This window comes from Dietzia sp. NPDC055340 (assembly GCF_053645335.1).
Genome location: NZ_JBSHML010000018.1, coordinates 1 through 23,950, shown reverse-complemented (window position 1 = coordinate 23,950; position 23,950 = coordinate 1). Strand labels below are relative to the sequence as shown.

General features: G+C 69.4%; 23 protein-coding genes. 11 read left to right on the top strand and 12 right to left on the bottom strand.

Features of this window, described 5'->3' with window-relative positions; translation table 11 throughout:
* Positions 1 to 17: 17 nt before the first annotated feature.
* Both ACWIFB_RS13425 and ACWIFB_RS13420 read right to left on the bottom strand, forming a co-directional pair.
* Positions 18 to 224: a hypothetical protein gene (locus ACWIFB_RS13425; RefSeq protein ID WP_452098437.1), complete on the bottom strand. Its 207-nt coding sequence runs from the start codon at positions 222 to 224 to the stop codon at positions 18 to 20.
* A gap of 93 nt (positions 225 to 317) precedes the next feature.
* Positions 318 to 950 (bottom strand): TetR/AcrR family transcriptional regulator, encoded by a 633-nt coding sequence (locus tag ACWIFB_RS13420; RefSeq protein ID WP_454058516.1) that lies wholly within the window; start codon positions 948 to 950, stop codon positions 318 to 320.
* A gap of 202 nt (positions 951 to 1,152) precedes the next feature.
* Between ACWIFB_RS13420 and ACWIFB_RS13415 the strand changes: the two genes are divergently transcribed.
* On the top strand, positions 1,153 to 2,898 hold the full coding sequence (locus ACWIFB_RS13415; RefSeq protein WP_454058515.1) for an AMP-binding protein: 1,746 nt from the start codon (positions 1,153 to 1,155) through the stop codon (positions 2,896 to 2,898).
* A gap of 82 nt (positions 2,899 to 2,980) precedes the next feature.
* Here ACWIFB_RS13415 and ACWIFB_RS13410 read toward each other — a convergent pair whose 3' ends face one another.
* The 4 genes from ACWIFB_RS13410 to ACWIFB_RS13395 form a co-directional block, all read right to left on the bottom strand.
* The gene (locus ACWIFB_RS13410) at positions 2,981 to 3,493 is read right to left on the bottom strand and encodes a hypothetical protein (RefSeq protein WP_454058514.1); all 513 of its coding nucleotides are present in this window, start codon (positions 3,491 to 3,493) and stop codon (positions 2,981 to 2,983) included.
* A gap of 81 nt (positions 3,494 to 3,574) precedes the next feature.
* Entirely contained in the window at positions 3,575 to 3,853 is a 279-nt protein-coding gene (locus ACWIFB_RS13405; protein ID WP_454058513.1) for a YrhK family protein, read from the bottom strand.
* 58 nt (positions 3,854 to 3,911) lie between these two features.
* On the bottom strand, positions 3,912 to 4,700 hold the full coding sequence (locus ACWIFB_RS13400; protein WP_454058512.1) for an SDR family NAD(P)-dependent oxidoreductase: 789 nt from the start codon (positions 4,698 to 4,700) through the stop codon (positions 3,912 to 3,914).
* Between the two features lie 110 nt (positions 4,701 to 4,810).
* Positions 4,811 to 5,428, bottom strand: a complete 618-nt coding sequence (locus tag ACWIFB_RS13395; RefSeq protein ID WP_454058511.1) for a TetR/AcrR family transcriptional regulator — start codon at positions 5,426 to 5,428, stop codon at positions 4,811 to 4,813.
* Positions 5,429 to 5,509: 81 nt separating this feature from the next.
* Here ACWIFB_RS13395 and ACWIFB_RS13390 point away from each other — a divergent pair, with 81 nt between their 5' ends.
* The 5 genes from ACWIFB_RS13390 to ACWIFB_RS13370 all read left to right on the top strand — a co-directional run bounded on the left by ACWIFB_RS13390 (position 5,510) and on the right by ACWIFB_RS13370 (position 10,588).
* A complete protein-coding gene (locus tag ACWIFB_RS13390; RefSeq protein WP_454058510.1) occupies positions 5,510 to 5,986 on the top strand; it encodes a nuclear transport factor 2 family protein in 477 nt (158 codons plus the stop codon).
* A gap of 58 nt (positions 5,987 to 6,044) precedes the next feature.
* Positions 6,045 to 6,773, top strand: coding sequence for a sulfite exporter TauE/SafE family protein (locus tag ACWIFB_RS13385; RefSeq protein WP_454058509.1), 729 nt, complete (start codon positions 6,045 to 6,047; stop codon positions 6,771 to 6,773).
* Positions 6,774 to 6,796: 23 nt separating this feature from the next.
* A complete protein-coding gene (locus ACWIFB_RS13380; protein WP_454058508.1) occupies positions 6,797 to 7,600 on the top strand; it encodes an SDR family NAD(P)-dependent oxidoreductase in 804 nt (267 codons plus the stop codon).
* A gap of 60 nt (positions 7,601 to 7,660) precedes the next feature.
* Positions 7,661 to 9,085 (top strand): amidase, encoded by a 1,425-nt coding sequence (locus tag ACWIFB_RS13375; RefSeq protein WP_454058507.1) that lies wholly within the window; start codon positions 7,661 to 7,663, stop codon positions 9,083 to 9,085.
* 132 nt (positions 9,086 to 9,217) lie between these two features.
* A complete protein-coding gene (locus tag ACWIFB_RS13370; protein ID WP_344988032.1) occupies positions 9,218 to 10,588 on the top strand; it encodes an aldehyde dehydrogenase family protein in 1,371 nt (456 codons plus the stop codon).
* 70 nt (positions 10,589 to 10,658) lie between these two features.
* On the opposite strand, the gene ACWIFB_RS13365 is transcribed toward ACWIFB_RS13370, so the two are convergent.
* The 4 genes from ACWIFB_RS13365 to ACWIFB_RS13350 all read right to left on the bottom strand — a co-directional run bounded on the left by ACWIFB_RS13365 (position 10,659) and on the right by ACWIFB_RS13350 (position 16,041).
* Positions 10,659 to 12,260 carry an ABC transporter substrate-binding protein gene (locus ACWIFB_RS13365; RefSeq protein WP_344994161.1) on the bottom strand — a complete coding sequence of 534 codons (1,602 nt, stop codon included), beginning with the start codon at positions 12,258 to 12,260 and terminating at the stop codon, positions 10,659 to 10,661.
* A gap of 128 nt (positions 12,261 to 12,388) precedes the next feature.
* Positions 12,389 to 13,993 carry an ABC transporter substrate-binding protein gene (locus ACWIFB_RS13360; RefSeq protein ID WP_344994158.1) on the bottom strand — a complete coding sequence of 535 codons (1,605 nt, stop codon included), beginning with the start codon at positions 13,991 to 13,993 and terminating at the stop codon, positions 12,389 to 12,391.
* Positions 13,994 to 15,028, bottom strand: coding sequence for an ABC transporter ATP-binding protein (locus tag ACWIFB_RS13355; protein ID WP_454058506.1), 1,035 nt, complete (start codon positions 15,026 to 15,028; stop codon positions 13,994 to 13,996).
* Entirely contained in the window at positions 15,025 to 16,041 is a 1,017-nt protein-coding gene (locus tag ACWIFB_RS13350) for an ABC transporter ATP-binding protein (protein WP_344994152.1), read from the bottom strand. The genes ACWIFB_RS13355 and ACWIFB_RS13350 overlap by 4 nt, the downstream gene beginning before the upstream one ends.
* A 196-nt stretch (positions 16,042 to 16,237) precedes the next feature.
* Here ACWIFB_RS13350 and ACWIFB_RS13345 point away from each other — a divergent pair, with 196 nt between their 5' ends.
* Genes ACWIFB_RS13345 through ACWIFB_RS13335 form a run of 3 tightly spaced genes read left to right on the top strand, consistent with a single transcriptional unit; the run spans position 16,238 to position 18,984 of the window.
* Complete coding sequence (locus ACWIFB_RS13345; RefSeq protein ID WP_344994149.1) at positions 16,238 to 17,356, top strand: ABC transporter permease; 1,119 nt, start codon at positions 16,238 to 16,240, stop codon at positions 17,354 to 17,356.
* A complete protein-coding gene (locus tag ACWIFB_RS13340; RefSeq protein WP_454058505.1) occupies positions 17,349 to 18,263 on the top strand; it encodes an ABC transporter permease in 915 nt (304 codons plus the stop codon). The genes ACWIFB_RS13345 and ACWIFB_RS13340 overlap by 8 nt, the downstream gene beginning before the upstream one ends.
* Positions 18,247 to 18,984 (top strand): TetR/AcrR family transcriptional regulator, encoded by a 738-nt coding sequence (locus ACWIFB_RS13335; protein WP_454058504.1) that lies wholly within the window; start codon positions 18,247 to 18,249, stop codon positions 18,982 to 18,984. Before ACWIFB_RS13340 ends, ACWIFB_RS13335 begins: the two co-directional genes overlap by 17 nt.
* Here ACWIFB_RS13335 and ACWIFB_RS13330 read toward each other — a convergent pair.
* Together ACWIFB_RS13330 and ACWIFB_RS13325 are read right to left on the bottom strand one after the other, a co-directional pair.
* On the bottom strand, positions 18,940 to 19,971 hold the full coding sequence (locus ACWIFB_RS13330; protein WP_454058503.1) for a formylglycine-generating enzyme family protein: 1,032 nt from the start codon (positions 19,969 to 19,971) through the stop codon (positions 18,940 to 18,942). The two genes, ACWIFB_RS13335 and ACWIFB_RS13330, sit on opposite strands and share 45 nt — an antisense overlap.
* Complete coding sequence (locus ACWIFB_RS13325) at positions 19,968 to 20,567, bottom strand: TetR/AcrR family transcriptional regulator (protein WP_452098455.1); 600 nt, start codon at positions 20,565 to 20,567, stop codon at positions 19,968 to 19,970. The genes ACWIFB_RS13330 and ACWIFB_RS13325 overlap by 4 nt, the downstream gene beginning before the upstream one ends.
* Positions 20,568 to 20,651: 84 nt before the next feature.
* Between ACWIFB_RS13325 and ACWIFB_RS13320 the strand changes: the two genes are divergently transcribed.
* Positions 20,652 to 21,551 (top strand): TauD/TfdA dioxygenase family protein, encoded by a 900-nt coding sequence (locus ACWIFB_RS13320; RefSeq protein WP_454058502.1) that lies wholly within the window; start codon positions 20,652 to 20,654, stop codon positions 21,549 to 21,551.
* A complete protein-coding gene (locus ACWIFB_RS13315) occupies positions 21,548 to 23,911 on the top strand; it encodes an arylsulfatase (RefSeq protein WP_454058501.1) in 2,364 nt (787 codons plus the stop codon). Before ACWIFB_RS13320 ends, ACWIFB_RS13315 begins: the two co-directional genes overlap by 4 nt.
* The last annotated feature ends 39 nt before the right edge of the window (positions 23,912 to 23,950 follow it).

The window sequence follows — 23,950 nt, the reverse complement described above, 5'->3', positions numbered from 1 at the left end:
CGACTGGCCGGCTGGTGTCAGCCGACCTCCTCGTCGTCGTACTCCTCGGCTTCCTCGGGTCCTGGCTCGATCACCGGCACCTCGACGGACTGCTCGGCCACGTCGGCCGGGTCGGCCTCGCCGACGGAGCCGGCATCGACAGGCGCGGGCTCATACTCCTCCCGCGCCGTGACCGGATCGGGATCGGGCGTGTATTCCTCGGGATCGTGGTCCTCGACACCCATCTGCGTGCCTCCTCGCGTCGTTCCACACTGGGACACCTACTGACTAGCAGGGGTGGCGCCGTGTCGCCACCTGCACCGATGTGAGGGGTCGGCTCAGGCCGGGGGCGTGGGCCTGCCGGGTGCGGGGCCGATCTCGGGGTGTCGCGAGGCGAACTCGTCGAGCAGGCCGCACACCGAGGAGCGCACGATCGTGCGCAGCTGGGCGGGCGTGAACGCGTCCGGGGTGATGGTCGAGGTGGTGCCGAGCCCCGAGACCACCGCGAACAACGAGCGGGCCAGCGCGGTGACCTCGTGTTCCGGCGGGGTGCTGCCCAGCGTGACGGCGAGGTGGTCGGTCAGCGCCGAGACCTGCTCCACCACGTAGTCGCGCAGGATCTGGGCCAGTCGCGCGTTGTTGAGGCTGGCGGACTGGTACGCGGTCAGTATCCGCCAGAACCTCTGGGTGTCGACGTTGTGCGGCAGCGTCAGAACCGCGTTGTCGATCCACTCCTCCAGGGTGGTGGACCGCGGAGCGGAACCGGCGGTGAGTTCGGAGAGGGCCGCACGGAGTGCTGCCTCGAGCAGGTCTTCTTTGTCCGCGTAGTAATGCGAGATGTAGCCCGTGGTGGCCCCCAGGTGCTTGGCGATCCGGCGCATGGAGACGCTGTCCAGTCCGCCGTCGGCGACCAGCTCGCAGGCCGCGGAGGCGATCTCACGCCGGTTCGCGTCGACGCTGGAAGGGGGCATGGCCACGGTCGTCCTCACTTCTGCTCCGGCTGGAAACGGTGTGGTGAGCCGGGCGCTCAAGGGTTCACAGTAATCCACCCGGTGCGCTTGTGACTCTCGACACATCTGGGCTAGCATCGCTTCCCGTACGACTTCACACAACAGTTGTTATGTCGGTGCGGCAGGGCACTGACCAGTGCGGAAGACACGAGGAGACCACGAAATGGCGAGCACTACTCACGCGAACTTCGCGCCCACGACCGATACGACGGGGGCGGCCGGCGTCGAGGTCGAGCGGCTGCTTCCGGCCGAGGTCGCCGAGCAGCGACTCACCTTCGCCGACATCCTCGGTCGCCGACGTGGAGACACGCGACCCGGGCTGCTCTTCGAGGATCAGAGTTTCACCTGGGACGAGGTCGTGCGTGAGGCCGAGAAGCGGGCGATCGTGCTTCACGGGCTTCGGCGCGAGGGTCGGGCATTCCACGTCGGCGTGCTGTTGGAGAACGTGCCCGAGTATCTCTTCATGATCGGGGCCGCCGCACTGGCGGGCGCGACGGTCGTCGGCATCAATCCCACCCGGCGGGGAACCGAACTCGCGACGGACATCCGCGCTGTGGACTGCGACGTCATCGTCACCGACTCCACGCAGGCGGCGCTGCTGGACGGTCTCGACACGGGCGTGGACGAGGACCGGGTGTTCCTCGTCGACGGCCAGCGGTGGCGGGACCTCGTTCAGGACGCGGCGGGGGAGCGGTTGCCGAACGTCCCGGAGGCGAGCGATCCCACGACGACCGTGCTCCTGACGTTCACCTCGGGATCAACCGGAGCGCCCAAGGCGGTCATCTGCAGCACCGGGCGACTTGCCGCGCTCTCGGCGATCAACTATCTGTCGTTCACCACCGACGACGTGACCTACAACGCCATGCCGCTCTTCCACGGCAACGCCATCTTCTCCTGCTGGGGCCCATCGGTGTTCACCGGTGCCACGTTCAGTATGCGCCGCAAGTTCTCGGCCTCCGGTTTCCTGCCGGACGTGCTCAGGTTCGGCGCAACGTTTTTCAACTACGTGGGCCGCTCGCTGGCGTACATCCTCGCCGTTCCGGAGTCGGCCCAGGAGCAGCAGACCCGGCTGCGTCAGGTGTTCGGCACCGAGGCCTCCCCGCATGACCGGGACGAGTTCGAGCGGCGGTTCGGGACCCGGCCGATCGAGAGCTACGGCTCGTCCGAGGGAGCTGTGGTCATCAGTCTGACGCCGGATTCGCCGCGGAATGCGCTCGGTTTGCCCGCGGACTACATGGACGTCTGCATACTCGATGCCGACGGGCGGGAGTGCCCGCGGGCGGAGTTCGACTCCACCGGCCGTCTGCTCAATCCGGAGGCCGCGACCGGCGAGATCGTCAACCGCACCGGCGCGGCGATGTTCGAGGGGTACTACCGAAACCCCCAGGCCACTGCCGAGCGGATCGATGGTGCCGCCTACCGGACGGGGGATCTGGGCTACCGGGACGCCGAGGGCTTCTTCTACTTCGCCGGCCGTGGGGGTGACTGGATGCGCGTGGACAGTGAGAACTTCGCCGCCGCGCCCGTCGAGCGGATCCTCGCGCGTTTCCCCGGAGTCGTGTTGGTGGCCGTGTACCCCGTCCCGGACCCGCGGACGGGAGACCAGGTGATGGCCACCGTCGAGATGGCGCCCGGTGTGGAATTCGATCCCGAGGCCTTCGGTCGCTTCCTGGCGGAGCAGCAGGACCTGGGTACCAAGTGGGCGCCGCGGTTCGTGCGCGTGGTGCAGGACATCCCGGTCACCGCGACCCGCAAGATCGACAAGAAGGATCTCCGGCGCCAGTCGTGGACGGTGGAGGACGCCGTGTACCTGGGTGACACGAAGGCGCACCAGTACCGCCTGATGGACGACGACGACAAGGCCTCGCTCCTGGCCGAGTACGACCGCTACGGCCGCACCCCGGCCTGACCTGCCGCCGGGCTCGCCCGAGGTGGGCGGGCTCGCCCGAGGTGGGCGGGCTCGCCCGGCGTGGCAGGTGCCTGCTGCACGCCTAGGAGTTGGCGATCGCCAGGATGATCCAGACCGGCAACCACAGCCCTGCGGTCAGCAGCGTCAGTACCAGGTGCAATACGTGGTTGACGCGGCGTCCGTTGTGCACGACCACCGTCTGCTGGAAGGGCTGCGGCGGGTACATGTACTGATAGGGGTGCTGCAGATACGGGCCGGGGTTCTGGAGATGCGGTCCGGTTCCGAACTGGTACGGGGCCGCCAGGTGCTGGGGGACGAACTGGTGGGGTGGGGGGTACGCGGGAGCCGGCGGGTTCCCGTACGGCAGACCCCCCTCGTGTGCGAGTGGCGCGCGCCCCGTCTGTGGGCCGGGGGCGTGCCGGTGCGGGGCCGCGCCGGGAGAAGGAGCTGGCGGGAACCCGCGGGTCTCGGCGGACGGGGTGTCGAAGGCCCGGGTGTCGAACGCCTCGGTCTGCCCGGCCGGGTAGGCGAGCTCGTGAGCGCCGGGTTCGTGAGCGCCGGGTTCGTGCGCAGGTGAACGGTACTGCTCGTGCATGACACCCCTCCTCGGCGGATCCTGTTCCAATATACGTCGGACGTCCGACACGCCGAGGAATCGTGATGCCCGCGATCGTGGTCAGAAATCCTGGTCGGATCCGGAGTCGCTGTACCCCCGCCTGCGCAGGTGAATCCGCCGGCTGAGCCGGATCGCCGGTCGGATCAGCATCTGCACGCTGCCCACGACGAACAGCGCCGTCGCGACGGTGGTCGTGGATTCGGAGAAGAACAGAATGCTGCCCACGACGAACCAGATGCCGATCAGCACGTCGTTGGCGATGCTCAGCGTCTCGTAGCGGTCCCGGATCACCAGGACGTCGGGGCCGAGGGGGATCCGGGCTGCGTGCGGTTCCGACATGGTGCCGACCCTAGTTGGTCCCCCTCGGCCGCCCCGGAGGCGGAAAAGAAGTCCGGGGTCAGTCCACGTTCGGTGCCCACTGGACGCCGTTGATGTGGCCCCCGCCGTCGACGAACAGCGTGTTGCCGGTCAGGTAGCGGCTCGCGTCGCTCGCGAGGAACGCGGCCACGGCCCCGATGTCCTCCATCGGGTCGCCCACCCGGCCCATCGGATTGGCTGCCGCGAGGCCCGCCGCCATCTCGGGGTTCGCCTCGGCGACCCGTCGGTACGCCTCGCTCTGGGCGCCGGGGCAGATGACGTTGCAGCAGATCTGCCGCGGCGCCCACTCGCGTGCCGCGGTCCGGGTGAGGGTGCGCAGTGCCTCCTTGGCCGCGTTGTACTGCACCGAGTACATGTGCGCGTTGACACCATTGAGCGAGCACAGGTTGATGACGCGTCCGGTGCCGTGCTTCTCCAGCTCCGGCAGCGCCGCCTGCATGGCCCAGAACGCGGCCATCACGGCCATGTCGAAACCGCCGCGCAGCTTCTCGTCGGTCATGTTCTCCAGCCGCGCGAAGCCGGTGCCCTTCCACGCGTTGTTGACCAGGATGTCCAGTCGGCCGAAACGGTCCGATGCCGCGGCGACCATCGCCAGGACCTGCTCCTTGTCGGTGACATCGGTTCGGATGAACTCCGCCTCGACCCCCCACTGGTCCCGCACCCAGGCCGCGGTGTCTGCGCCCGCGGTCTCGTCGATCTCCGCCACGATCACCGAGGCGCCCTCACGGGCCAGTGCCCCCGCGATCCCACGACCGATGCCCATCCCGGCGCCGGTCACCACTGCCACACGGCCGTCAAGCGTTCCCATTCCCACCTCTAAGTCAGTGCTTTACGAATAGTTGCTGAAACAAGTTCTACCCGGAGTGGTGATGGCGCACACGAGATCGGGCGGGTGCGGGTCGTCTCTCGTCCGAGAGATCAGGGGCTCCCGGCGTCGGAGCCACGCGTGACGACCCGGGCCAGGAGGTCGGCCAGGAGTTCGTCGATCCCGGTGCGCTCGGACTCGGGGATGTCGAGCGCGTCGAGCAGTGCGCCGCGCAGTACGGGCCATGCGTAGACGGCCGTGAACACCAACAGCAGTTCGACGTCGCCCGCCGGCGGGGGGTCGTTCATTCGCCGCAGCTCCGCGGCCGGGCGCTGGGAAGGGTCGACCATCGGCGGAAAGGCGGCGTCGCGATCGAGTGCCAGCCAGGCCAGCAGGCGGCTGATCTCGGGATGCGACGAAGAGCCGAGCAGCATGCCGCGGACGGCTTCGCCGGCGTCGTCGGTGTTCTCCAGGCGCGCGGCGCCGAACCGGACCGCATCCTGCATGACCGCGGTGATCAGCGCCTCTTTCCGGCCGATGTGGCGGTGGATCAGCCCGAGGTTCACTCCGGCGGCGTCGGCGATGTCGCGGAGCGGTACCTGCGGACCGCGCTCGGAGAACAGTCGGCGGGCCTCGCGCAGGACGGCCGATCGGATCTCGTCGCGGCCGGTCGGGCGGGCCGCGGCCTCGGGCGCGGGCGCCTGCTCGGGAGTCGGCCTCTCGCGTTCCATTCCCAAACTGTACACAATTGACTACAGTCGCAGTGGTGGACGTAGAACACGTGCCAGTTCCCCTGCGAAAGGCCTCTGCTGATGACCTCCCGTGACCGCCGCGACGACATCGACGCGATCAAGTCGCTCAAGTACCGCTACCTGCGCTGCGTGGACCTGCGTCTGTGGGACGAGCTCGCCGGGACCCTCGCGCCGGAGGTGACCGCCTCCTACGGCAAGCGCCTGTCCTACACCGGCCGTGACCAGGTGGTCGAGGGGCTCAAGGGACAGATGACGGACGGTGTGATCACCGAGCACCAGGCCCACCACCCCGAGATCGAGGTCGACGGCGACACCGCGACCGGCCGCTGGTACCTGCAGGACCGGGTGATCGTGCCGGCCTTCGACACCTACATCTTCGGCGGCGCCTTCTATGACGACGCGTACGCGTTCGTCGACGGTCGTTGGATGATCACGAAGACCGGCTACAAGCGCACCTACGAGGCCATGATCAACCTCAAGGACGTGCCGAGTTTCCAGCTCAACGACAACCATCTCGCCCCCGCCGACGGGCAGTGACGGCCCGCCCGGCAGCGGAGTCGCGGACGCGGTGTGATCACCGGATCGATGGTGCGCGGTGGAGTTGATCCTCATCGCCGTGCTGTGCGTGGCCGTCGCCTCGGTCATCGGCGGGGCGACGGGCTTCGGCACGTCGCTCATGGCCACACCGTTCATGCTCCTGGCCGGGGTAGGGCTCACGGAGACCGTGGTGGTCAACCTCGTGGTGGCCCTGGTGACCCGCGTGGGCGTGACCTATCAGTTGCGCGAGCACATCGACTGGCGTCGCGTCGCACTGCTCGGCGGCGCCAGCCTGCCGGGGGCGTGGCTGGGCGTGGAGACCGTGAGCATGCTGCCCGAGCAGCACCTCAAACCCGCCGCCGGTGTGATCACCATCGTGTGTGGCCTGGCCATGGCGCTGCCCACCTCGACAGGCGCCAGGCCGCCGGCGGCGTGGCTCACCGCGGTCACCGGCGCCATCGGCGGCTACTTCTCCACCACCACCTCGCTCAACGGTCCACCCGTCGTGCTGCTGCTCGGCCGGGCCAAACTGCCACCGCTGAGTTTCATCGCCGACCTCGCCGGCTACTTCGTCATCACCAGCATCGTCTCCCTGTCGCTGCTGTGGGCGGGCACGGACGTCGATGTCCCGGCGATCCTGCCGATGCTCGCCGCCTGCGTCGTGGCCGGGCTGGTCTTCAACCAGATCGGCATCGCCATCGCACAACGTCTGCCCACCCATATTTTCCGCTCGGCCGTGATCGCCCTCGTGGTACTCGCCGGGATCATCACCATCGTCACCTCATGAACAACCACCACCACGGAGGAACAATGTCAGCTCAGCTCCCCAGCGATCTCGCGGGCGCCGACCGCGCCAACCGACTGGCCGGCAAGGTCGCGGTCGTCACCGGCGGCGGACAGGGCGTGGGCCGGGGCATCTCGCTCGGGCTCGCCGAATCCGGCGCCGCGATCCTGCTCGTCGGACGTACCCGGGAAAAGCTCCACGGCGTCGCGGACGAGATCCGGGCCGCCGGAGGCACCGCTGAGTGCCTGGCCGTGAACATCACGCACGAGGGCTCGCCGAACGCGATCATCGAGTCCGCCATCGAGTACTTCGGTGGCTTCGACATTCTGGTCAACAACGCGAACATGGCCCGCCCGATGCCCTTGTCCGACTACCCCGACGACGGCTTCCGCAAGGCGTTCGACGCCGGGCCGGGTATCGCACTGACGCTGATGAAGTTGGCGCGTCCGATCATGAAGCAGCGGGGCGGTGGGGTGATACTCAACTTGGTCACGTCGGCTGCCGTGCGGTGGGACCCCAGCAACTACGGTGTCTATGGTGCCGTCAAGGAGGCCATGCGCGCCCTGACCCGCGCCGCCGCCTACGAATGGGCCGCCGACGGCATCCGCGCCCTCAACATCGCCCCGCACGCCCACAGTCCCGGGCTCGACTGGTGGATGGAGAACAACCCGGAGGAGGCCGCCGAGTTCATCGCCGCGATCCCTGCCGGCCGGGTGGGCGACCCCCTCGACGACATCGGCCGGCCCGTGGCCTGGCTCTGCTCGGCGGAGGCCTCGTACCTGTCCGGTGCGACCATCCCGCTCGACGGTGGTCAGTCCCGCTGGGGCTGACCGGGTCGCAGTCGTTGTCGTCGTCGTAGTACACCACCCCACCCCAAGGAGTCCCTCGCCATGACCACCGACCCCCGTGACGCCCTGGCGCTCGCCGCCGACATCCGCGCCGGCGACCTCGACCCCGCCGACGTGCTGGAACAGGCCATCAGCCGTATCGAGGCCCACGACCCGGCGCTCAACGCGATGGTCGCCACCCGCTTCGACGAGGCTCGCGCCGAGGTCGCCGCGGGCCTGCCCGACGGACCGATGCGCGGCGTGCCGATCGTCATCAAGTCCCTCGGCACCGACGTCGCCGGTCTGCCCGCCGCCGACGGTTCGCGCTTGTTCGCCGACGTCGTGGCCAGCGTGGACAGCACCATCGTCCAGCGCTACAAGGCCGCCGGGATGATGGTCCTGGGCACCACCAACGTGCCCGAGATGGGCAAGACCACCACCACCGAATCACTGCTGCACGGGCCGTGCCGCAACCCCTGGAACACCGGCTACTCCACCGGCGGTTCCAGTGGCGGGTCGGCGGCCGCGGTCGCCTCGGGAATGGTGCCCGTGGCGCACGCCACCGACGGCGGCGGCTCGATCCGCATCCCCGCCGCGATGTGCGGACTCGTCGGACTCAAGCCCAGCCGCGGCCGCGTCCCCACCTGGCCGCATCCCATCGGGCTCGCCGCCCCGGTGGCCTACCACCACGCGGTCACCACCAGCGTCCGGGACAGCGCCGCGTTGCTGGACGTCGTGGCCGGGCACGTGCCCGGCGACGCCTACGGGGCGCCCACGCCGGCGCGCCCGTTCGTCGAGGAGGTGGGTATCGATCCGGGTCGACTGCGCGTGGGCGTGTTGAGGGTCGCGCCCGGGCCGTTCCCCACCGATCCGGACTGCACCGCCGCCGTCGACCGCACCGCCGCGACACTGACCGGGCTGGGCCACGAGGTGCGCGAGGTGGAGTTGGGCCTGGACACCATCGAGGTGCTGTCCACCGTGGGCACGATCATGGGCGCCCAGCTGTTGGCGACCATCGAGGACCGTCTCGCGGAGTTGGGGAGGGAGCTCGACGACGACGACATCGAGCCGTGGACCCGGACAATCCTGGAGAACGCGAGAACCCATACCGCCCCCGGAGTGGCTCGGGCGTTGCAGACCGCGCAGCGGACCGGCTGGAAGGTGGCCGAACTGTTCGGGCCCGACGGAGTGGACGTGCTGCTGCTCCCGACGCTGCCGTCGACCACCCCGGAGCTGGGCTTTCTCGATGTGACCGATCCGGAGTCGATGTGGGCGCGTAGTTCGGCGTACTCGGTGTGCGCGAGCGCGTTCAACATCTCCGGTCAGCCGGCCGTCTCGTTGCCGGCCGGCACTGACGAGCGCGGTATGCCGGTCGGGGTGCAGTTGGTGGCCGACTACGCGCGGGAGGACCTGCTGCTGCGGCTGGCCGGTCAGCTCGAGGTCGCCGCGCCGTGGACGCGGGTCGCGCCGGGATACCAGGGCTGGTGAGCCGGCGGGGCTGGTGACGCACGTGCGCTGACGGGGCGCGGCGGATCGGCGACCGAGAGCGGTGGGCGGGGAAGTCGAGGGGGCGTACGGTCGCGGCCAGACACCCCCGACACGTCAGGATGTGATCGCAGGATGAGCACGTACCGGACCCACAACCCCTCGACCGGCCAGACCGCTGCGGAATACGACGGCCTGGCAGACCACGAGATCGACGCGGTGATCTCCCGCGTGGCCGACGGATTCGACTCGTGGCGCCGCAGGTCGTCGGCCGAGCGGGCGCGGATCCTCGCGGCCATCGGCGACGCGTTCTCGGACCGGGTCGATGAGCTGGCCGCCGCGATCTCCGAGGAGATGGGTAAGCCGACCGCGCAGGCCGCCGGCGAGGTGAAGCTGGCTGCGTCCATCTACCACTGGTACGCCGAGCACGGGCCCGCGCTGCTGGAGCCGGAGACGCTCGACGTGAGCGGAGCCCGCGAGAACACCGTGACCGTCGAGCCGGTGGGGCCACTGGTCGGCGTGATGCCCTGGAACTACCCCTACTATCAGGTCGCCAGGTTCGCCGCCCCCAACCTCATGGCCGGCAACACCGTGATCCTCAAGCACGCCTCGATCTGTGCCAAGAGCTCCGCCCTCATCGAGCGCATCCAGCGCGAGGCGGGTCTGCCCTCGGACGCGTACGTCAATGTCTACGCGTCCTCCGATCAGGTGGCGGAGATGATCGCCGACCCGCGTGTCCACGGCGTCTCGCTCACCGGCAGCGAGGGGGCCGGCGCGGCGGTGGCAGAGGTGGCGGGCAAGAACCTCACCAAGAGCGTGCTGGAACTGGGCGGCTCGGACCCGCTCGTCGTCCTGGACACGGACGATGTCGGTGAGCTGGTCGACACCGTCGGCCGCGCTCGCCTGTCCAACTCCGGACAGGCGTGCAACTCGCCCAAGCGCATGTTCGTCCCGGACGGCATCTACGAGGAGTTCGTCGCCGGACTCACCGACCTCTACGGCCGCATCGCCGTGGGTGAGGCCACCGACGAGGCCACCGAGATGGGGCCGCTCTCCAGCGAGGACGCCCGCGACGGCGTGGTGGAGCAGGTGCGCACCGCGGTCGAACAGGGCGCCAAGCTCCGGATCGGCGGCGACCCGATCGACCGGCCCGGCGCCTACATGGAGCCGACCGTGCTCACCGACATCACCGACGAGATGGACGTCTACCACGACGAGGTGTTCGGGCCCGTCGCCATGATCTACCGCTACACCGAACTCGACGAGGCGCTGCGGGTCGCCAACGACACCCGGTTCGGGCTCTCCGGATCAGTGTGGGGGACCGACCCCGACGAAGCGGCACGGGTGGCCGACCGGATCGATGCGGGAATGGTCTACGTCAACGAGCACGGCACCACCCGCGCCGGTCTTCCCTTCGGTGGGGTCAAGGCCTCCGGCTACGGCCGGGAGCTCGGCCGGTGGGGCATGGGTGAGTTCGTCAACACCAGGCTGCGGCGCGTGCACTGACAGTCGCCGGGATACAGCACGGCCCCGGAACCCTCGCGGGATCCGGGGCCGTGTCGGCTTCAGGAGCCGGTCACTCCTGGACGTACGCGCCGTCGAAGAGCAAGGTCGAGTACAGGGACGGTGAGACGCCCCGAACCGTGTCGCCCACGACGACGTACTCCTCGGAATTGGCGAGCACCGCCAGCGGCACCACCCGGTTGTAGACCTCCTGGAGGTGGTTCAGCGCCTCCTTCTGGGAGTCCAGATCCGGAGCGGCCTTGAACGCGGTGACGGCGGCGGTCAGCTCCGGATCGTCGATGCCGGTGAGGTTCGTCGATCCGCCCGGCGCGAACGCGCTGTAGAAAGTGCTGGCGAGATCGGCATCAGAGGTCGCGAGCCCGCCCACGACCGCCTCGAAATCGTTCGTGAACTGGCGCGCCACGACCTGGGTGACGGGCGCGTTCTCCAGGGTCACCTCGAACCCCGCGGCGTCCAGCAGCGCCTTGAGCGCGACGCCGGTCTCCATGTTCTCCGGGCTGTCGGCGATCAGCAGCGTCACCTCTCCGTTCCAGTCGGGACGCTCTGCCCTGACCTCGTCGACGAGGGCCTCGGCTGCCTCCAGGTCGTATGCCGGCCCCTGCTGACCGTCGTAGAAGCGCGAGGACTCCGCGATGAGTGCGTCGGTCGGCTGACCGAGACCGCCGGTGAGGCGTTGGTCGATCAGGTCGCGGTCGAGCGCGTGGGCGAAGGCCCGGCGCGCCCGCTCGTCGGTGAACACACCGTCGTAACCGGCCGCCCCGGTGTTCAGGTTGACGACCGAGCCGGAGCTCGTGATGGTCTCGAAACCGCGGTCACCGGCGTCCTGGGCCTCGGTCACGGTCTTGGCACCTCGCAGGAACCCGACCTGGACCTCGCCGGTCTGGAACGCCTCGTACGTGCCCTGTGAGCCCGGGATGCGGATGAACTTCAGAGTCGGGCAGACCGGGCCGCCGTAGTAGTCCGGGTTGGGCTCCAGCACCACTTCCTGGTCGGGGGTATAGCTGGCGACGGTGAATGCTCCCGCACCAATCGGGTTGCGTGCCCAGTCCTGCGGATCCGTGGCCTCAAAAGCCTTCTGGGGGATGATCTCGCCACCGGTTCCGGCGAGCAGGATCGGGAAGCCGGCCCACGGCTCGGTGAGGGTGAACTCGACGGTCAGCGGATCCACCACCACGGCCTGCTCGACCTGCAGGGCATCGGACATCACCGTCGAACGGGTGGCCGGATCCTGGTGAAGGCCGATCGTGTAGACGACGTCCTCGGCGGTGACGGGATCGCCGTTGGAGAAGTTCACGCCGTCGCGCAGCTTCAGGGTCCAGACCGTGTTGTCGTCGTTGGACTCCAGCGACTCGGCGAGCTTGGGCTCGAACTCCTCGGCCTCCGGGTTCCAGCGCATGAGACGGTCGTAGACCGCGGCGGATTCGGATCCGCCGCGCACGCCATGCTGGCCCTGGCCGGGGGCGAAGGACGGCAGCATCGCGTACTCACCCATGGTGATGGTCCCGCCGACGTGGTCGGCGGTGCAGCGCTCGGACTGGTCCGGCGCGGTGGCGCCCGAGGCCGAATTGTCGGAATCAGGTCCACCCCCGCCGCACGCGGTCAGGGCGATCGTCGCGGTGGCGAGTACGGACAGAGCGCGGATAGCGCGGGTCATGAATTCTCCTGTGGTGGGGTGAAGGCGTATGAGCGGGCCCCGGGTCGTCCCGCCGGTGGGCGGATGACCCGGGGCCCGGTTCTGCGGTGGAGCTGGTGATACGCGGCCCGCTCAGGGGCCGACGGGGATCACTCCTCGACGTAGGCGCCGTCGAAGAGCATGACCGAGGACAGCGTGGGCACGATGCCCTTGACCGACTCGTCGACGATCACGTACTGCTCCGCGTTCGCCATCACAGCGAAGGGCTGAACCCGGTTGTAGACCTCCTGGACCCGGTTGAGGGCCTCCTTCTGGGAGTCCACGTCCGCGGCGGCCTTGAACTCGGTGAGAGCGGCGGTCAGCTCCGGATCGTCGATCCCGGTGAGGTTGGTCGCACCGCCGGGGGTCATCGCGGCGGCGAACGTCGAGGCCAGGTCGGCATCGGACGGCGCCAGGCCGCCGATCACGATCTCGTAGTCGCCCGTGAACTGGCGCGCGGTGACCTGGGAGACCGGGGCGTTGACGATGCTGACGTCGAACCCGGCGGCGTCGAGCATCGCCTTGGCGACGACGCCCGCCTCGACGTTCTCCGGCCCGTCTGAGATGAGCAGCTCGAGGGAGCCGTCCCAATCGGGGTTCTCGGCCTTGACCTCGTCCACCAGTCGCTTGGCCTCGTCCGCGTCGTACTTCGGGCCCTCCTGGTTGTCGTAGAGGCGCGAGGACTCGGCCACGAGCGCCGAGGTCGGCTGGCCCGTGCCACCGGCCAGACGCTGGTCCCACAGGTCGCGGTCCATGGCGTGACCCACGGCCCGGCGCGCACGCTCGTCGGTGAGGACACCGTCGTAACCGGCGTTGCCGGAGTTCATGTTGATCACGGAACCGGAGCTGATGATCTCCTCGAAGCCCTGGAACTCGGAGTCCTGGGCCTCGGTGACGAACTTGGCGCCACGCAGGACGCCGACCTGCAGCTCACCGGTCTGGAAGGCGTCGATGGTGCCCTGGGAGCCGGGGATGCGGATGAACTCCAGGGTCGGGCAGACCGGGCCGCCGTAATAGTCCGGGTTGGGCTGCAGGACGACGTTCTGATCAGGGGTGTAGGAGTCCATGACGAACGCGCCGGCGCCGATCGGGTTGCGCGCCCACTCCTCCGGGGTCGACGCCTCGAACGCCGCCTGGGGGATGACCTCGCCAGCGGCACCGGACAGCAGTACCGGGAAGCCGGCCCACGGCTCGGCGAGGGTGAACTCGACAGTCTGCTCGTCGACCGCCACGGCCTCCTCGACCTGCATGGCGTCGGTCATGACGACCGAGCGGGTGGCCGGGTCCTGGTGCAGGCCGATGGTGAACGCGACGTCCTCGGCGGTGACGGGATCGCCGTTGGAGAAACTCACGCCCTCGCGCAGCTTCAAGGTCCAGACCGTGTTGTCGTCGTTGGACTCCAGCGACTCGGCGAGCTTGGGCTCGAACTCCTCGGCCTCCGGGTTCCAGCGCATGAGCCGGTCGTAGATGGCGGCGGACTCGGCGCCGCCGCGGATCCCGTACTGGCCCTGACCGGGCATGAACGTGGGCAGCATGACGTACTCACCCATGGTGATGGTGCCGCCGACCTGGTCCTCGGTGCACCGGCCGGACTCGGTCGGGGTGAGTCCGCCGCCGCCCGAGGCGCTCGAGGAATCGTCAGGCCCCCCTCCGCAGGCGGTCAGGGTCAGCGTCGCCGCGGCCAGCACGGCGAAGGCGCCGGTAGTGCGCTTCATTCAGTTCTCCTCGAGAGGGTGGTGACACGCGACCTTGTGGCCGGGTGCGATGTCGATCAGTTGTGGGCGTTCGGTCGCGCAGATCTCGGTGGCCCGGGGGCACCGGGTCCGGAATCGGCAGCCGGACGGGGGATTGAGCGGGGACGGCAGCTCGGAGCTCGTGGCCGCGATGGGCGCCTCGCCCAGGGAGTCGGCGAGGGTGCCGCCGAGCGTGGGGGCGGACGAGATGAGCAGCATCGTGTACGGGTGTGCAGGGGCGCCGTAGAGCGCCTCCGTGTCGGCGACCTCGCACACCTGGCCGAGATACATCACCGCCACCTGGTCGGCGATGTTGTGCACCACCGACAGGTCGTGGGAGATGAACACCATCGTCAGCCGGTAGCGCTCCTTCATGTCCTCGAGCAGGTTCAGGATCTGCGCCTGCACGGACACGTCGAGCGCGGAGACCGGCTCGTCGCACACCAAGACCTCGGGCTCGAGCACCAGGGCGCGGGCCAGGGCGATTCGCTGGCACTGTCCGCCCGAGAACTCCGAGGGACGGCGGTCGCCGGCGTGGGCGGGGTCCAGCCCGACGGCCTCCAGTGCCGCGTCGACCCGCTGACGGATCTCGGCGCGTCCGCTGCCCACGCCCTGGATCTCCAGCCCCTCGGCCACGATGTCCCGGACCGTGCGCCGTGGGTTGAGCGAGGAGATGGGGTCCTGGAACACCATCTGGATCATCTTCCGGGCGTGCTTGAGCGCGGCGCCCGAGAGACCGCACAGGTCGGTCTCGTCCACGATCACACGGCCCGAGGTGGGACGGGGCAGTTGGAGCATCGCGCGTCCGAGGCTGGACTTACCGCAGCCCGACTCGCCCACCAGGGCGAGTGTCGAGCCGCGGGGGACGTCGAGGGAGACGTCCGAGACGGCGTGGACCGTGCCCTTGCGGGTGTGGTACTCGACGGTCACGGCGTCGACGACGAGCTTGGCGTCCGCGGCCCGGCCGGCACCGGCCGGGGTCGACTCGTCCGCGACGCTCGAGGGGATGCCGGTCATGATGCCTCGCTACTCATGTTCGCCCGGGCGGGGATGGTGGGGTGGAAGCAGGCGACCCTGTGCGCTTCGGAGCCGGAGGCTCCCGTGGCCCTCAGGTCCTCGAGCGGGGGATCGACCTGCAGGCAGTCGTCCTGTGCCCGGGTGCACCGCGGGGCGTACCGACATCCGGTCGGCATGTCCCGGAGGTTCGGGGGCCGGCCCTCGATGACCGTCAGCCGCGTGTGCGGCGGCAGGTCGGGGCGCGGAATGGAGCTGAGCAGTGCCCCGGTGTACGGGTGTGCGGGCTCGTCCAGGAGGGCGCGGGTATCGCCTACCTCGAGGAAATGGCCGGCGTACATCACGCCGATCCTGTCAGTGTGCTGGGAGACCACCGCCAGGTCGTGGCTGACCAGGATCATCGCCATGTCCCCGTCGGACTGGAGGGCGTGCAGCAGGTCGAGGATCTCGTGCTGCACGGTCACGTCCAGGGCGGTCGTGGGCTCGTCGGCGATGAGCAGTTTGGGGGAGCAGGACAGCGCGATCGCGATACCGACGCGCTGACGCATTCCGCCCGAGAGCTGGTGCGGGTACTCGTTCATGCGTACACGGGGGGAGGGGATGCGCACCCGCTCGAGCAGTTCGACGGCGCGGTCGGTCGCCTCCCGCCGGCTCAGCCCCAGATGGTGGCGCAGCGGGTCGGTGATCTGCCGGCCGATCGTCCGGATCGGGTTAAGCGAGGTCAGCGGGTCCTGGAAGACCATGGCGATCTCCCGACCCCAGAACTTCTGCGACTCGCGCTGGGTGAGGGACAGGACGTCGCGCCCGTCGAACCGCACCGTCGACGCGGGATCGATCCGCGCGGTGGTCGGGGCGATGCCCATGATCGACCGGACCAGCATCGACTTGCCGGAGCCGGACTCGCCGACGATGCCGATGGTCTCACCGCGGCGCAGTGAGATGTCGACTCCGTCGACCGGGGTGATTCGTCCCCCGGGGGTGTCGATGTGGGTGCGTAGGTCGCGGACCTCCAACAACAGGTCTGCGCCGCCGGCCGGGGTGTCCGGCCGGCGCGATGAAGCTGCGGGGATGACTGCCTCCTCAGGATCGTGGTCCGGTCTAAGTCATCTACTTAATCCGTCTTGCTGTGATGAGTATCACGGCTTAGTGTGTCCACGTCAAGAAAATTAAGCGACCGCCTCATGCGGTGTCTCAAATGGAGGGTCCCCCCACGTGCTCAGGTTCATTGGCGAACGCGCTCTGCACGCGGCCGTCGTCGTCATACTCGCCGCGATCGGCGCGTTCTTCCTGATGGAGGCGGTGCCGGGAGACTCGGCGGCGTCTGCCGTCGGTCCCGGCGCGACCGAAGAGCAGTACCAGCTGGCGCGAGAAGAACTCGGTCTCGACGATCCGGTCTCCACCCGCTTCGGCAACTGGGCTGGCGACATCGTGCAAGGCGATCTCGGCAACTCGCTCATCCCGCCCAACCAGTCCGTGGGAGAGATGATCGGCAACGCGCTGCCCGTCACGATGCAGCTCGCATTCACCGCGATCATCCTGTCGCTGGCGATCGCCGTGCCGGTTGCGGTCTGGTCCGCCTACCGGCGTGGCGGGGTCTTCGACCAGGTCGCCTCGATCGTCGCGTTCGCGTTCATCTCGGTGCCGAGCTTCGTGGCCGGCCTGCTGCTCATCTACCTGTTCGTGTTCAACCACTCGCTGGCTCAGCAGGTCATCCTCGGGGCCGCGGTGGTCATCGGACTGGCCGTCGCGCTGTCGCCGATCGGTAAGCGAGGTGGCCGCGGCGCGCCCGGTGTGATGTGGGGACGCGCCCTCATCGGTGGACTCGTGGTGGGCGGCGTGCTCGCGCTCATCGCGCTGCTGCTGCCGGAGTTCCCCCGCCAGGGGTTCGTGCCCATCGCCGAGGGGCTCGGGGACAATCTCCGCAGTATCGCCCTGCCGGCACTGACTCTGGCACTCATGGAGGTCGCGATCTTCACCCGTGTCCTGCGCACGGACATGATCTCGACGCTGCAGCAGGACTTCGTGCTCTCCGCCCGGGCGAAGGGCATGCCCACCGGGCACGTCCTGGTCTCCGAAGCGCTGCGCCCGTCGACGGTGTCCATCGTCACGCTCGCGGGCATCAGCCTCGGTCGGCTCATCGGTGGCACCGTGGTGGTCGAGCGCCTGTTCAACCTCCCAGGAATGGGCAGCATGATCGTCGACGCGGTCCAGAACGACAACCTCCCGGTCGTTCTGGGCGGGGTGATCGTGATCGCCATCTTCTACGTCCTCGTCAACACCGCCGTGGACATCACCTACGCACTCATCGACCCGAGGATCCGCCGTGGCTGACATCTCTTCGACCCGCACCGATATGCCCGTGGACCCGGTCGCCCCCGTGACGCCCGGCAGGCGTCGCCGCTCACTGCCCCGGGTCTCCGGACTCGGCACCTGGCTCGCACTGGGCTGGACCGTCGTCATCGTCCTGGGCGCACTGATCGTTGACTTCCTGCCGATCGCCGAGGCTCGCGATCCCTCCCTGGCGCTGACGACCGCCTCGATGCTCCCGCCGGACCTCGGATCCGGGCACCCACTCGGAACGGACTCCCAGGGCCTGGACGTCCTGGGCGGACTGCTCTACGGCGCCCGCGTGTCGCTGGTGGTGGGCATCGGCGGCGTGGTGATCGGCGCCCTGATCGGCGGCGCCCTCGGCCTGGTCGCCGGCTACCGCGGCGGCTGGACCGACCGCGTGGTCTCGATCCTCACCGACACCCTTCTGGCATTCCCCTCCCTGGTTCTGCTCATCGCGATCGTCACCGTGCTCAACCCCACGCTGCCCAACGTCACCCTCGCGCTGGGGATCATGGTGGTGCCGTCCTTCGCGCGCCTCGTGCGGGCCAATGCCATGACCTACGCCAAGCGCGACTTCGTCACCGCCGCGAGGTCCCTCGGTGCGGGCGAGATCCGGATCATGTTGCGGGAGGTCGCGCCGAACATCTTCCCGGCGATCTTCTCCTACAGCTTCATGCTGGTGGCGGTGCTCATCGTCGCCGAGGCGTCGCTGAGCTACCTCGGGCTGAGTATCCCGAGGCCGGAGCCGACCTGGGGCAACATGATCAGCGCGGGCCAGGCGGACTTCCAGCGGTACCCCTACCTCGTGGGTGTCCCGGCCGTCGTCCTGTTTCTCACCGTGCTGAGCTTCAACCAGCTGGGTGAGGCCGCGGGACGGAAGTGGAGTCCCGGTGCAGCCAAGATCTGACGTCGTCGCCGGTGACATGCCGGACGGGGTGGAGCCCGGCGTCCAGGCCGAGAACAGAGACGCCAAGGCGGCCATGATCGAGGTCGCCGAGAAGCTCATCGGCGAGCGGGGACTGGACAACGTCTCGATGCGCGATGTCGCGGCGATGGCGGGGCACCGGAACAATTCCGCCGTCCAGTACCACTTCGGTAGCCGGGACGGGTTGATCACCCAGATCCTGCGCCGGCGGCTCGTGGCCCTGGACGTCGAGCGCAAGCGTCGGCTGGCCGAGGTCGACGAGCAGGGGCTGGGAACCGATCTGACCTCGCTCGTGCACGTGTTGTTCGGCCCGATGGTCGACCTGCTGCGTGCGCAGCCGGAGGCCACCCACTACGCGCGATTCCTCCAGCGGGTCGGGCCCGTCATGGGTCCGGCTGTGCCGGAGGTGAATCTGCGCACCACGACCGACGACGTTGTGGTGCGGCTGATCGACGTGCTGTCTCACCTGCCCCGGCGCACGGCCTTCGAACGCATCGACCTGGCCACGCAGATGTTCACCGGGTCACTGGCGGTGTACGAGGATCGTCGGGACGCGAACAACACGGTGGTCAACTCGGATTTCGACAGCGTGTTGGCGCACCTCTACGACATGGTGGAGGCCGCACTTCGCGCCGGGGTAGGTATTGGCGCGCAGAAGTCAGAGGTCGCGGACGCACCGGAACCCGAGGTTGGCGGAGGCTGAGTCGGCGGTGTTGGACGATCTCGCCGCGACCCGGTAGCGGTAGCAGTAGGAGTCGTGGCAGAGGTACGACCCGCCCCGCATGACCCGCCAGTCACCGACGCCCGGCGCGCGGCCGGGGGCCAGTTCCGAGAGCTCCTCAGGATCGGGTCCGAGGGGGTTGTCGACCCCGGACACGGCGTACCAGCCGGGGTCGAACGTGTCCGCGCACCACTCCCAGACGTTGCCGACCATCTGGTGCAGACCGTAGGCGTTCGGTCGGAACGCCCGGACCGGCGCGGTCGTCAGATACCCGTCGTCCAGGGAGTTGTGCGCGGGGAACCGGCCCTGCCACACGTTCAGGTTCCATCGCCCCCGTGGCGTGAGCTCGTCACCCCAGGGGAACCGGGCGGCCGGCAGCCCGCCCCTCGCCGCGTACTCCCACTCGGCCTCGGTCGGGAGCCGGGCTCCCGCCCACTGACAGTAGGCCGACGCGTCATTCCACGAGACGTGCACCACCGGGTGGTTCTGTAGGTCTGTGATGGAACTCCGCGGCCCGCCCGGGTGCCGCCAGTCCGCACCCCGCACCGCCACCCACCACGGCGTGGTGTCGAGCTGGTGCAGCACGTCGGCGGGGGCGGCGTCCACGGCGAGGTGGAACACCGCCGACACACCGACCTGCTCGGACTCGGTCACGTAACCGGTGTCCTTGCAGAAGGTCGCGAACTGCGCGTTGGTCACCGCTGTCTCGTCCATCCGGAACGATCGCAACCGCACCTCGTGCAACGGCAACTCGCCGTCGTCGGGGTAGCCCTCGTCGTGGTGGTCGCCCATCAGGAACGATCCCGCGGGAATCACCTTCTGTCGACGCGGTCGCCCGGCGCCCGCTCCCGGAACCATGGCGCCGGGCCCCGGCGCCGCCCCGGAATCCGGGCTCTTCTCAGGTCGCGTTCGCGCGTCATCCGGACCGAGCGGGCCGGACGGGGCGCAGCACGAGCTCGTCGTCGTCATACTTCTTCTCTCTCCGTCGTGGACTCCGCACCGGATCCTGTCACGACGCGCGCCACCAGGTCCGCCATCCGCGCGTCCACGTCCGCACGCGCGTCCTGCGTGAAGCCCAGCACGTCCAGGATCTGCTCGCGCAGCACCGGCCACGCGTAGACGGTGGTCAGGGCCAGTGCCAGGTGGAGGGTGTCGACCGGCGGGGGATCGGTCATGCGCGCCACCGCCTGCGCCGGGCGGGTCGAGGCGTCCAGGACCGGGCGGCCCACCGCGCCCGGGTCGAGAGAGAGCCACACCAGCAGGCGGCTGAAGTCGGGATTGTCGGTGGCGCCCAGCAGCATGGACCGGATGGCCGCCCCGGCGTCGTCGTAACCGTCCAGTCGCGCGGACCCGTGCCGGAGCCCCTGGTCGAGGACCGCCGCGAGCAGGTCGTCCTTGTTTCCGACGTGTCGGTGGATCAGGCCGAGGTTGACCTCGGCGGCGTCGGCGACCTCCCGCAGTGGTGCGCGGGGGCCCCGGGCGGCGAAGATCCTGCGAGCGGTGCCCAGTACGGCGCGTCGCACGGCTTCGCGCCCGGTGGGTCGGTGCGATTTCGGGCTATCCATGGACAGGACTGTAGACGAATGTCTACAGTCTGTGTCATACCCCCTCGCCACACCCTGCGCGAGTCCCGGAAAGGACACACCGTCTTGCAGATCACCATCGGTGAGCACCAGATAGAGTTCGGCCCCAAACGGCTGCGGCTGAGCGCCGACGACGCCGTCCCGGCTCCCTACCAGCACGTGGGGGTCCGGCCGGTCACCCCGTACATCGGGGCCGAGATCTCCGGTGTGGACCTGGCCGACCCCACATCGGCGCAGATCGATGAGCTCAAGCGCGCGCTGCTCGAGCGCAAGGTTCTGTTCTTCCGCGACCAGCAGCACGTGACCGCCCGCCAGCACCGCGACTTCGCCGCGAACTGGGGCGAGCTCGAGGTCCACCCACTGCTCGACCAGGGCGAGCTCCCCGAGGTCGTCCGGTTCGACCGCGGCCAGGACAACCCCGGCATGGAGAACATCTGGCACGTCGACGTCTCGTGGCAGCAGCGCCCGCCGCTCGGGTCGGTCCTGCGTGCCATCGACGTCCCCGAGGCCGGCGGCGACACCCTGTGGTCCGACATGGGCAACGCCTACGAGGCCCTGCCCTCCGACATCAAGGAGCGCATCGACGGTCTCACCGCCACCCACGACTTCACGCCGTCGTTCGGGCTCGGCATGACGCCCGAGAAGCTGGCCGCGATGCAGGAGACCTACCCGCCGCAGCACCATCCCGTGGTGCGCACCCATCCCGAGACCGGTCGCAAGCTGCTGTTCGTCAACAGCCTGTTCACGACGCGGATCGACGGCGTCGACCCCGAGGAGGGCGCGCACCTGCTGCGGCGCCTGATCGACCAGGTCAAGATGCCCGACTTCCAGGTACGACTGAGATGGAGGCCGGGGACGGTGGCGTTCTGGGACAACCGCGCCACCCAGCACTACGCGTGTAGTGACTACTTCCCGAACCGCCGCGTCATGGAGCGGGTCGCGATCGAGGGGGACGTGCCGGCATGAGCGATCTCGACCGGCATGTCCTCCCGGCCCGCCGCCTCGCCGGCCGGATCCCCGCCGAGATGGACCGGCGCCACCAGCAGGACGCGTTCCCCGGCGCGGAGCAGGTCCACGCCCCAGACGGCGCGCCCAACATCCTGTTGGTGATGCTCGATGACGTCGGCTTCGGCACCTCCTCGGCCTTCGGCGGCCCGTGTCGCACGTCCACGATCGAGCGGCTGGCCCGGGACGGCGCCGGCTACACGCGATTCCACACCACGGCCCTGTGCTCGCCGACCCGCGCGGCCACCCTCACCGGCCGGAACCACCACAGCGTGGGCATGGGCGTGATCTCCGAGATGGCCACCCGCGCCCCCGGCTACACCGGGGTCCGGCCCGACTCGGCCGCCACCGTCGCCCGGGTCCTGCGCGGCAACGGCTACGCCACCGGCGCGTTCGGCAAGATGCACCAGACCCCGCCGTGGGAGACCACGGCCGCCGGGCCGTTCGACCGCTGGCCCACCGAGGAGGGGTTCGACACCTTCTACGGATTCCTCGGCGCCGAGGCCGACCACTTCGTGCCCGTCCTCTACGACGGACGCCGACAGGTCGATCCGCCGCGCACCCCGGAGGAGGGTTACCACCTCACCGAGGACCTGGTGGACCGCGCGATCCAGTGGACCGACGAGCTGGGTTCCGTGGCCCCCGACCAGCCGTGGTTCTGCTACCTGCCGTTCGGCGCCGTCCACGCGCCGCTGCACGTGCCCGAGTCGTACCGGGACCGCTACTCCGGTGAGTTCGACGACGGCTGGGACGCGCTGCGCGAGCGCACACTGGCCCGGCAGAAGGAACTCGGCGTGGTGCCGGATGACACCGAGCTGGGCCCGTGGTCGCCCGGCCTGCCGCACTGGGACGAGCTGGACCACGACGAGCGCCGTGTGGCCGCCCGCCTCATGGAGCTGTACGCCGGGTTCCTCGAGCACACCGACGACCAGGTGGGGCGGATGATCGACCACCTCGAGGCCACCGGAGCGCTGGAGAACACCCTGGTCCTGTACATGGTGGGGGACAACGGCGCGTCCACCGAGGGCGGCCGTCTGGGCGCGTTCAACTATCTGGCCGGTCTCAACGGGATCGCCTCGACCACCGAGGAGCTCCTGGAGAACTGGGACTCGCTCGGCGGGCCGGAGTCGTACCCACACTTCCCCTCGTCGTGGGCGCTGGCGCTGAACACCCCGTACCAGTGGGCCAAGCAGGTCGCCTCGCACTACGGCGGGACCCGCAACGGGCTGGTCGCGCACTGGCCGGGACGGATCGCCGAGCCCGGGCGCCTGCGCCACCAGTGGCACCACTGCGTGGATATCACGCCCACCATCCTCGAGGCGGCCGGCCTGCCCATGCCGCACACCGTGGACGGGGTGGCGCAGAAGCCGCTGGAGGGCGTGGGCATGGCGTACACGTTCACCGCGCCCGACGCGCCTGACCGGCACACCACGCAGTACTTCGAGATCTTCGGCAACCGCGGGATCTACGACCACGGGTGGACCGCCGTCACCGCGCAGCGTGCGCCGTGGCTCATGGCCACCGGGGGCGTCGACCTGACCCCATTGTCCGAGAGCAGGTGGGAGCTGTACGACACGAGCGTCGACTGGTCGCAGTCCCGCGACCTGGCTGCCGAGCATCCGGAGCTCCTCGAGCGGCTCAAGACCAAGTTCATCGCCGAGGCGGCCCGGTATGACGTGCTGCCGCTCGATGATTCCACGGTCGGTCGCCAGGCCGGCGCCGAGAACCGGCCGCCGCACCCCATGGCGGGCCGCTCGTCCATCACGCTGTACCCGCACATGGACGGACTCAACGAGAAGGCCGCGCCGAAGCTGTTCAACCGGGGCTTCCTGCTGTCGGCGTCACTGGACGTGGCCCCCGAGACCGCTGAGGACGACCCGTGCGAGGGCGTGCTACTCAGTCTGGGCGGCCGCTTCGGCGGGATGGCGCTGTACCTGCTCGAGGGCGTGCCGGTGTTCGAGTACAACTTCTTCGGTCGCGCACGCGGCAAGGCCGAGGGCACCGCGCCGTTGGCGCCGGGCGCGCACACGGTGGAGCTGGAATTCGCCTACGACGGCGGGATCGCCGCGGGCGCCGACCTGGTGCTGTTCGTCGACGGCGAGCAGGTGGGTGCCGGGCGCATCGCGGTGACCGCACCGGCGATGTTCAGCATGAACGAGACACTGGACGTCGGTCGCAGTCGCGGCAGTGCCGTGAGCCACGCCTACGACGGTGCGTTCCCGGTGCGTGGAGCGGTGCTGCACCACGTGCGCGTGGACCTGCAGAGCGGCACCGAGTTGCCGCGGGCGCGCAGGGAGCGGATCGAGTTGGCCACGCACTGACAGATCCGAACAGAGGGCGGCCCCGCCACGCGTGACAGC

Excerpts from the sequence above, each read along its gene's own strand:
- ACWIFB_RS13425 (WP_452098437.1), bottom strand. The coding sequence starts at position 224 with ATGGGTGTCGAGGACCACGATCCCGAGGAATACACGCCCGATCCCGAT.
- ACWIFB_RS13420 (WP_454058516.1), bottom strand. The coding sequence starts at position 950 with ATGCCCCCTTCCAGCGTCGACGCGAACCGGCGTGAGATCGCCTCCGCG.
- ACWIFB_RS13415 (WP_454058515.1), top strand. The coding sequence starts at position 1,153 with ATGGCGAGCACTACTCACGCGAACTTCGCGCCCACGACCGATACGACG.
- ACWIFB_RS13410 (WP_454058514.1), bottom strand. The coding sequence starts at position 3,493 with ATGCACGAGCAGTACCGTTCACCTGCGCACGAACCCGGCGCTCACGAA.
- ACWIFB_RS13405 (WP_454058513.1), bottom strand. The coding sequence starts at position 3,853 with ATGTCGGAACCGCACGCAGCCCGGATCCCCCTCGGCCCCGACGTCCTG.
- ACWIFB_RS13400 (WP_454058512.1), bottom strand. The coding sequence starts at position 4,700 with ATGGGAACGCTTGACGGCCGTGTGGCAGTGGTGACCGGCGCCGGGATG.
- ACWIFB_RS13395 (WP_454058511.1), bottom strand. The coding sequence starts at position 5,428 with ATGGAACGCGAGAGGCCGACTCCCGAGCAGGCGCCCGCGCCCGAGGCC.
- ACWIFB_RS13390 (WP_454058510.1), top strand. The coding sequence starts at position 5,510 with ATGACCTCCCGTGACCGCCGCGACGACATCGACGCGATCAAGTCGCTC.
- ACWIFB_RS13380 (WP_454058508.1), top strand. The coding sequence starts at position 6,797 with ATGTCAGCTCAGCTCCCCAGCGATCTCGCGGGCGCCGACCGCGCCAAC.
- ACWIFB_RS13375 (WP_454058507.1), top strand. The coding sequence starts at position 7,661 with ATGACCACCGACCCCCGTGACGCCCTGGCGCTCGCCGCCGACATCCGC.
- ACWIFB_RS13370 (WP_344988032.1), top strand. The coding sequence starts at position 9,218 with ATGAGCACGTACCGGACCCACAACCCCTCGACCGGCCAGACCGCTGCG.
- ACWIFB_RS13365 (WP_344994161.1), bottom strand. The coding sequence starts at position 12,260 with ATGACCCGCGCTATCCGCGCTCTGTCCGTACTCGCCACCGCGACGATC.
- ACWIFB_RS13360 (WP_344994158.1), bottom strand. The coding sequence starts at position 13,993 with ATGAAGCGCACTACCGGCGCCTTCGCCGTGCTGGCCGCGGCGACGCTG.
- ACWIFB_RS13355 (WP_454058506.1), bottom strand. The coding sequence starts at position 15,028 with ATGACCGGCATCCCCTCGAGCGTCGCGGACGAGTCGACCCCGGCCGGT.
- ACWIFB_RS13330 (WP_454058503.1), bottom strand. The coding sequence starts at position 19,971 with ATGACGACGACGAGCTCGTGCTGCGCCCCGTCCGGCCCGCTCGGTCCG.
- ACWIFB_RS13325 (WP_452098455.1), bottom strand. The coding sequence starts at position 20,567 with ATGGATAGCCCGAAATCGCACCGACCCACCGGGCGCGAAGCCGTGCGA.
- ACWIFB_RS13315 (WP_454058501.1), top strand. The coding sequence starts at position 21,548 with ATGAGCGATCTCGACCGGCATGTCCTCCCGGCCCGCCGCCTCGCCGGC.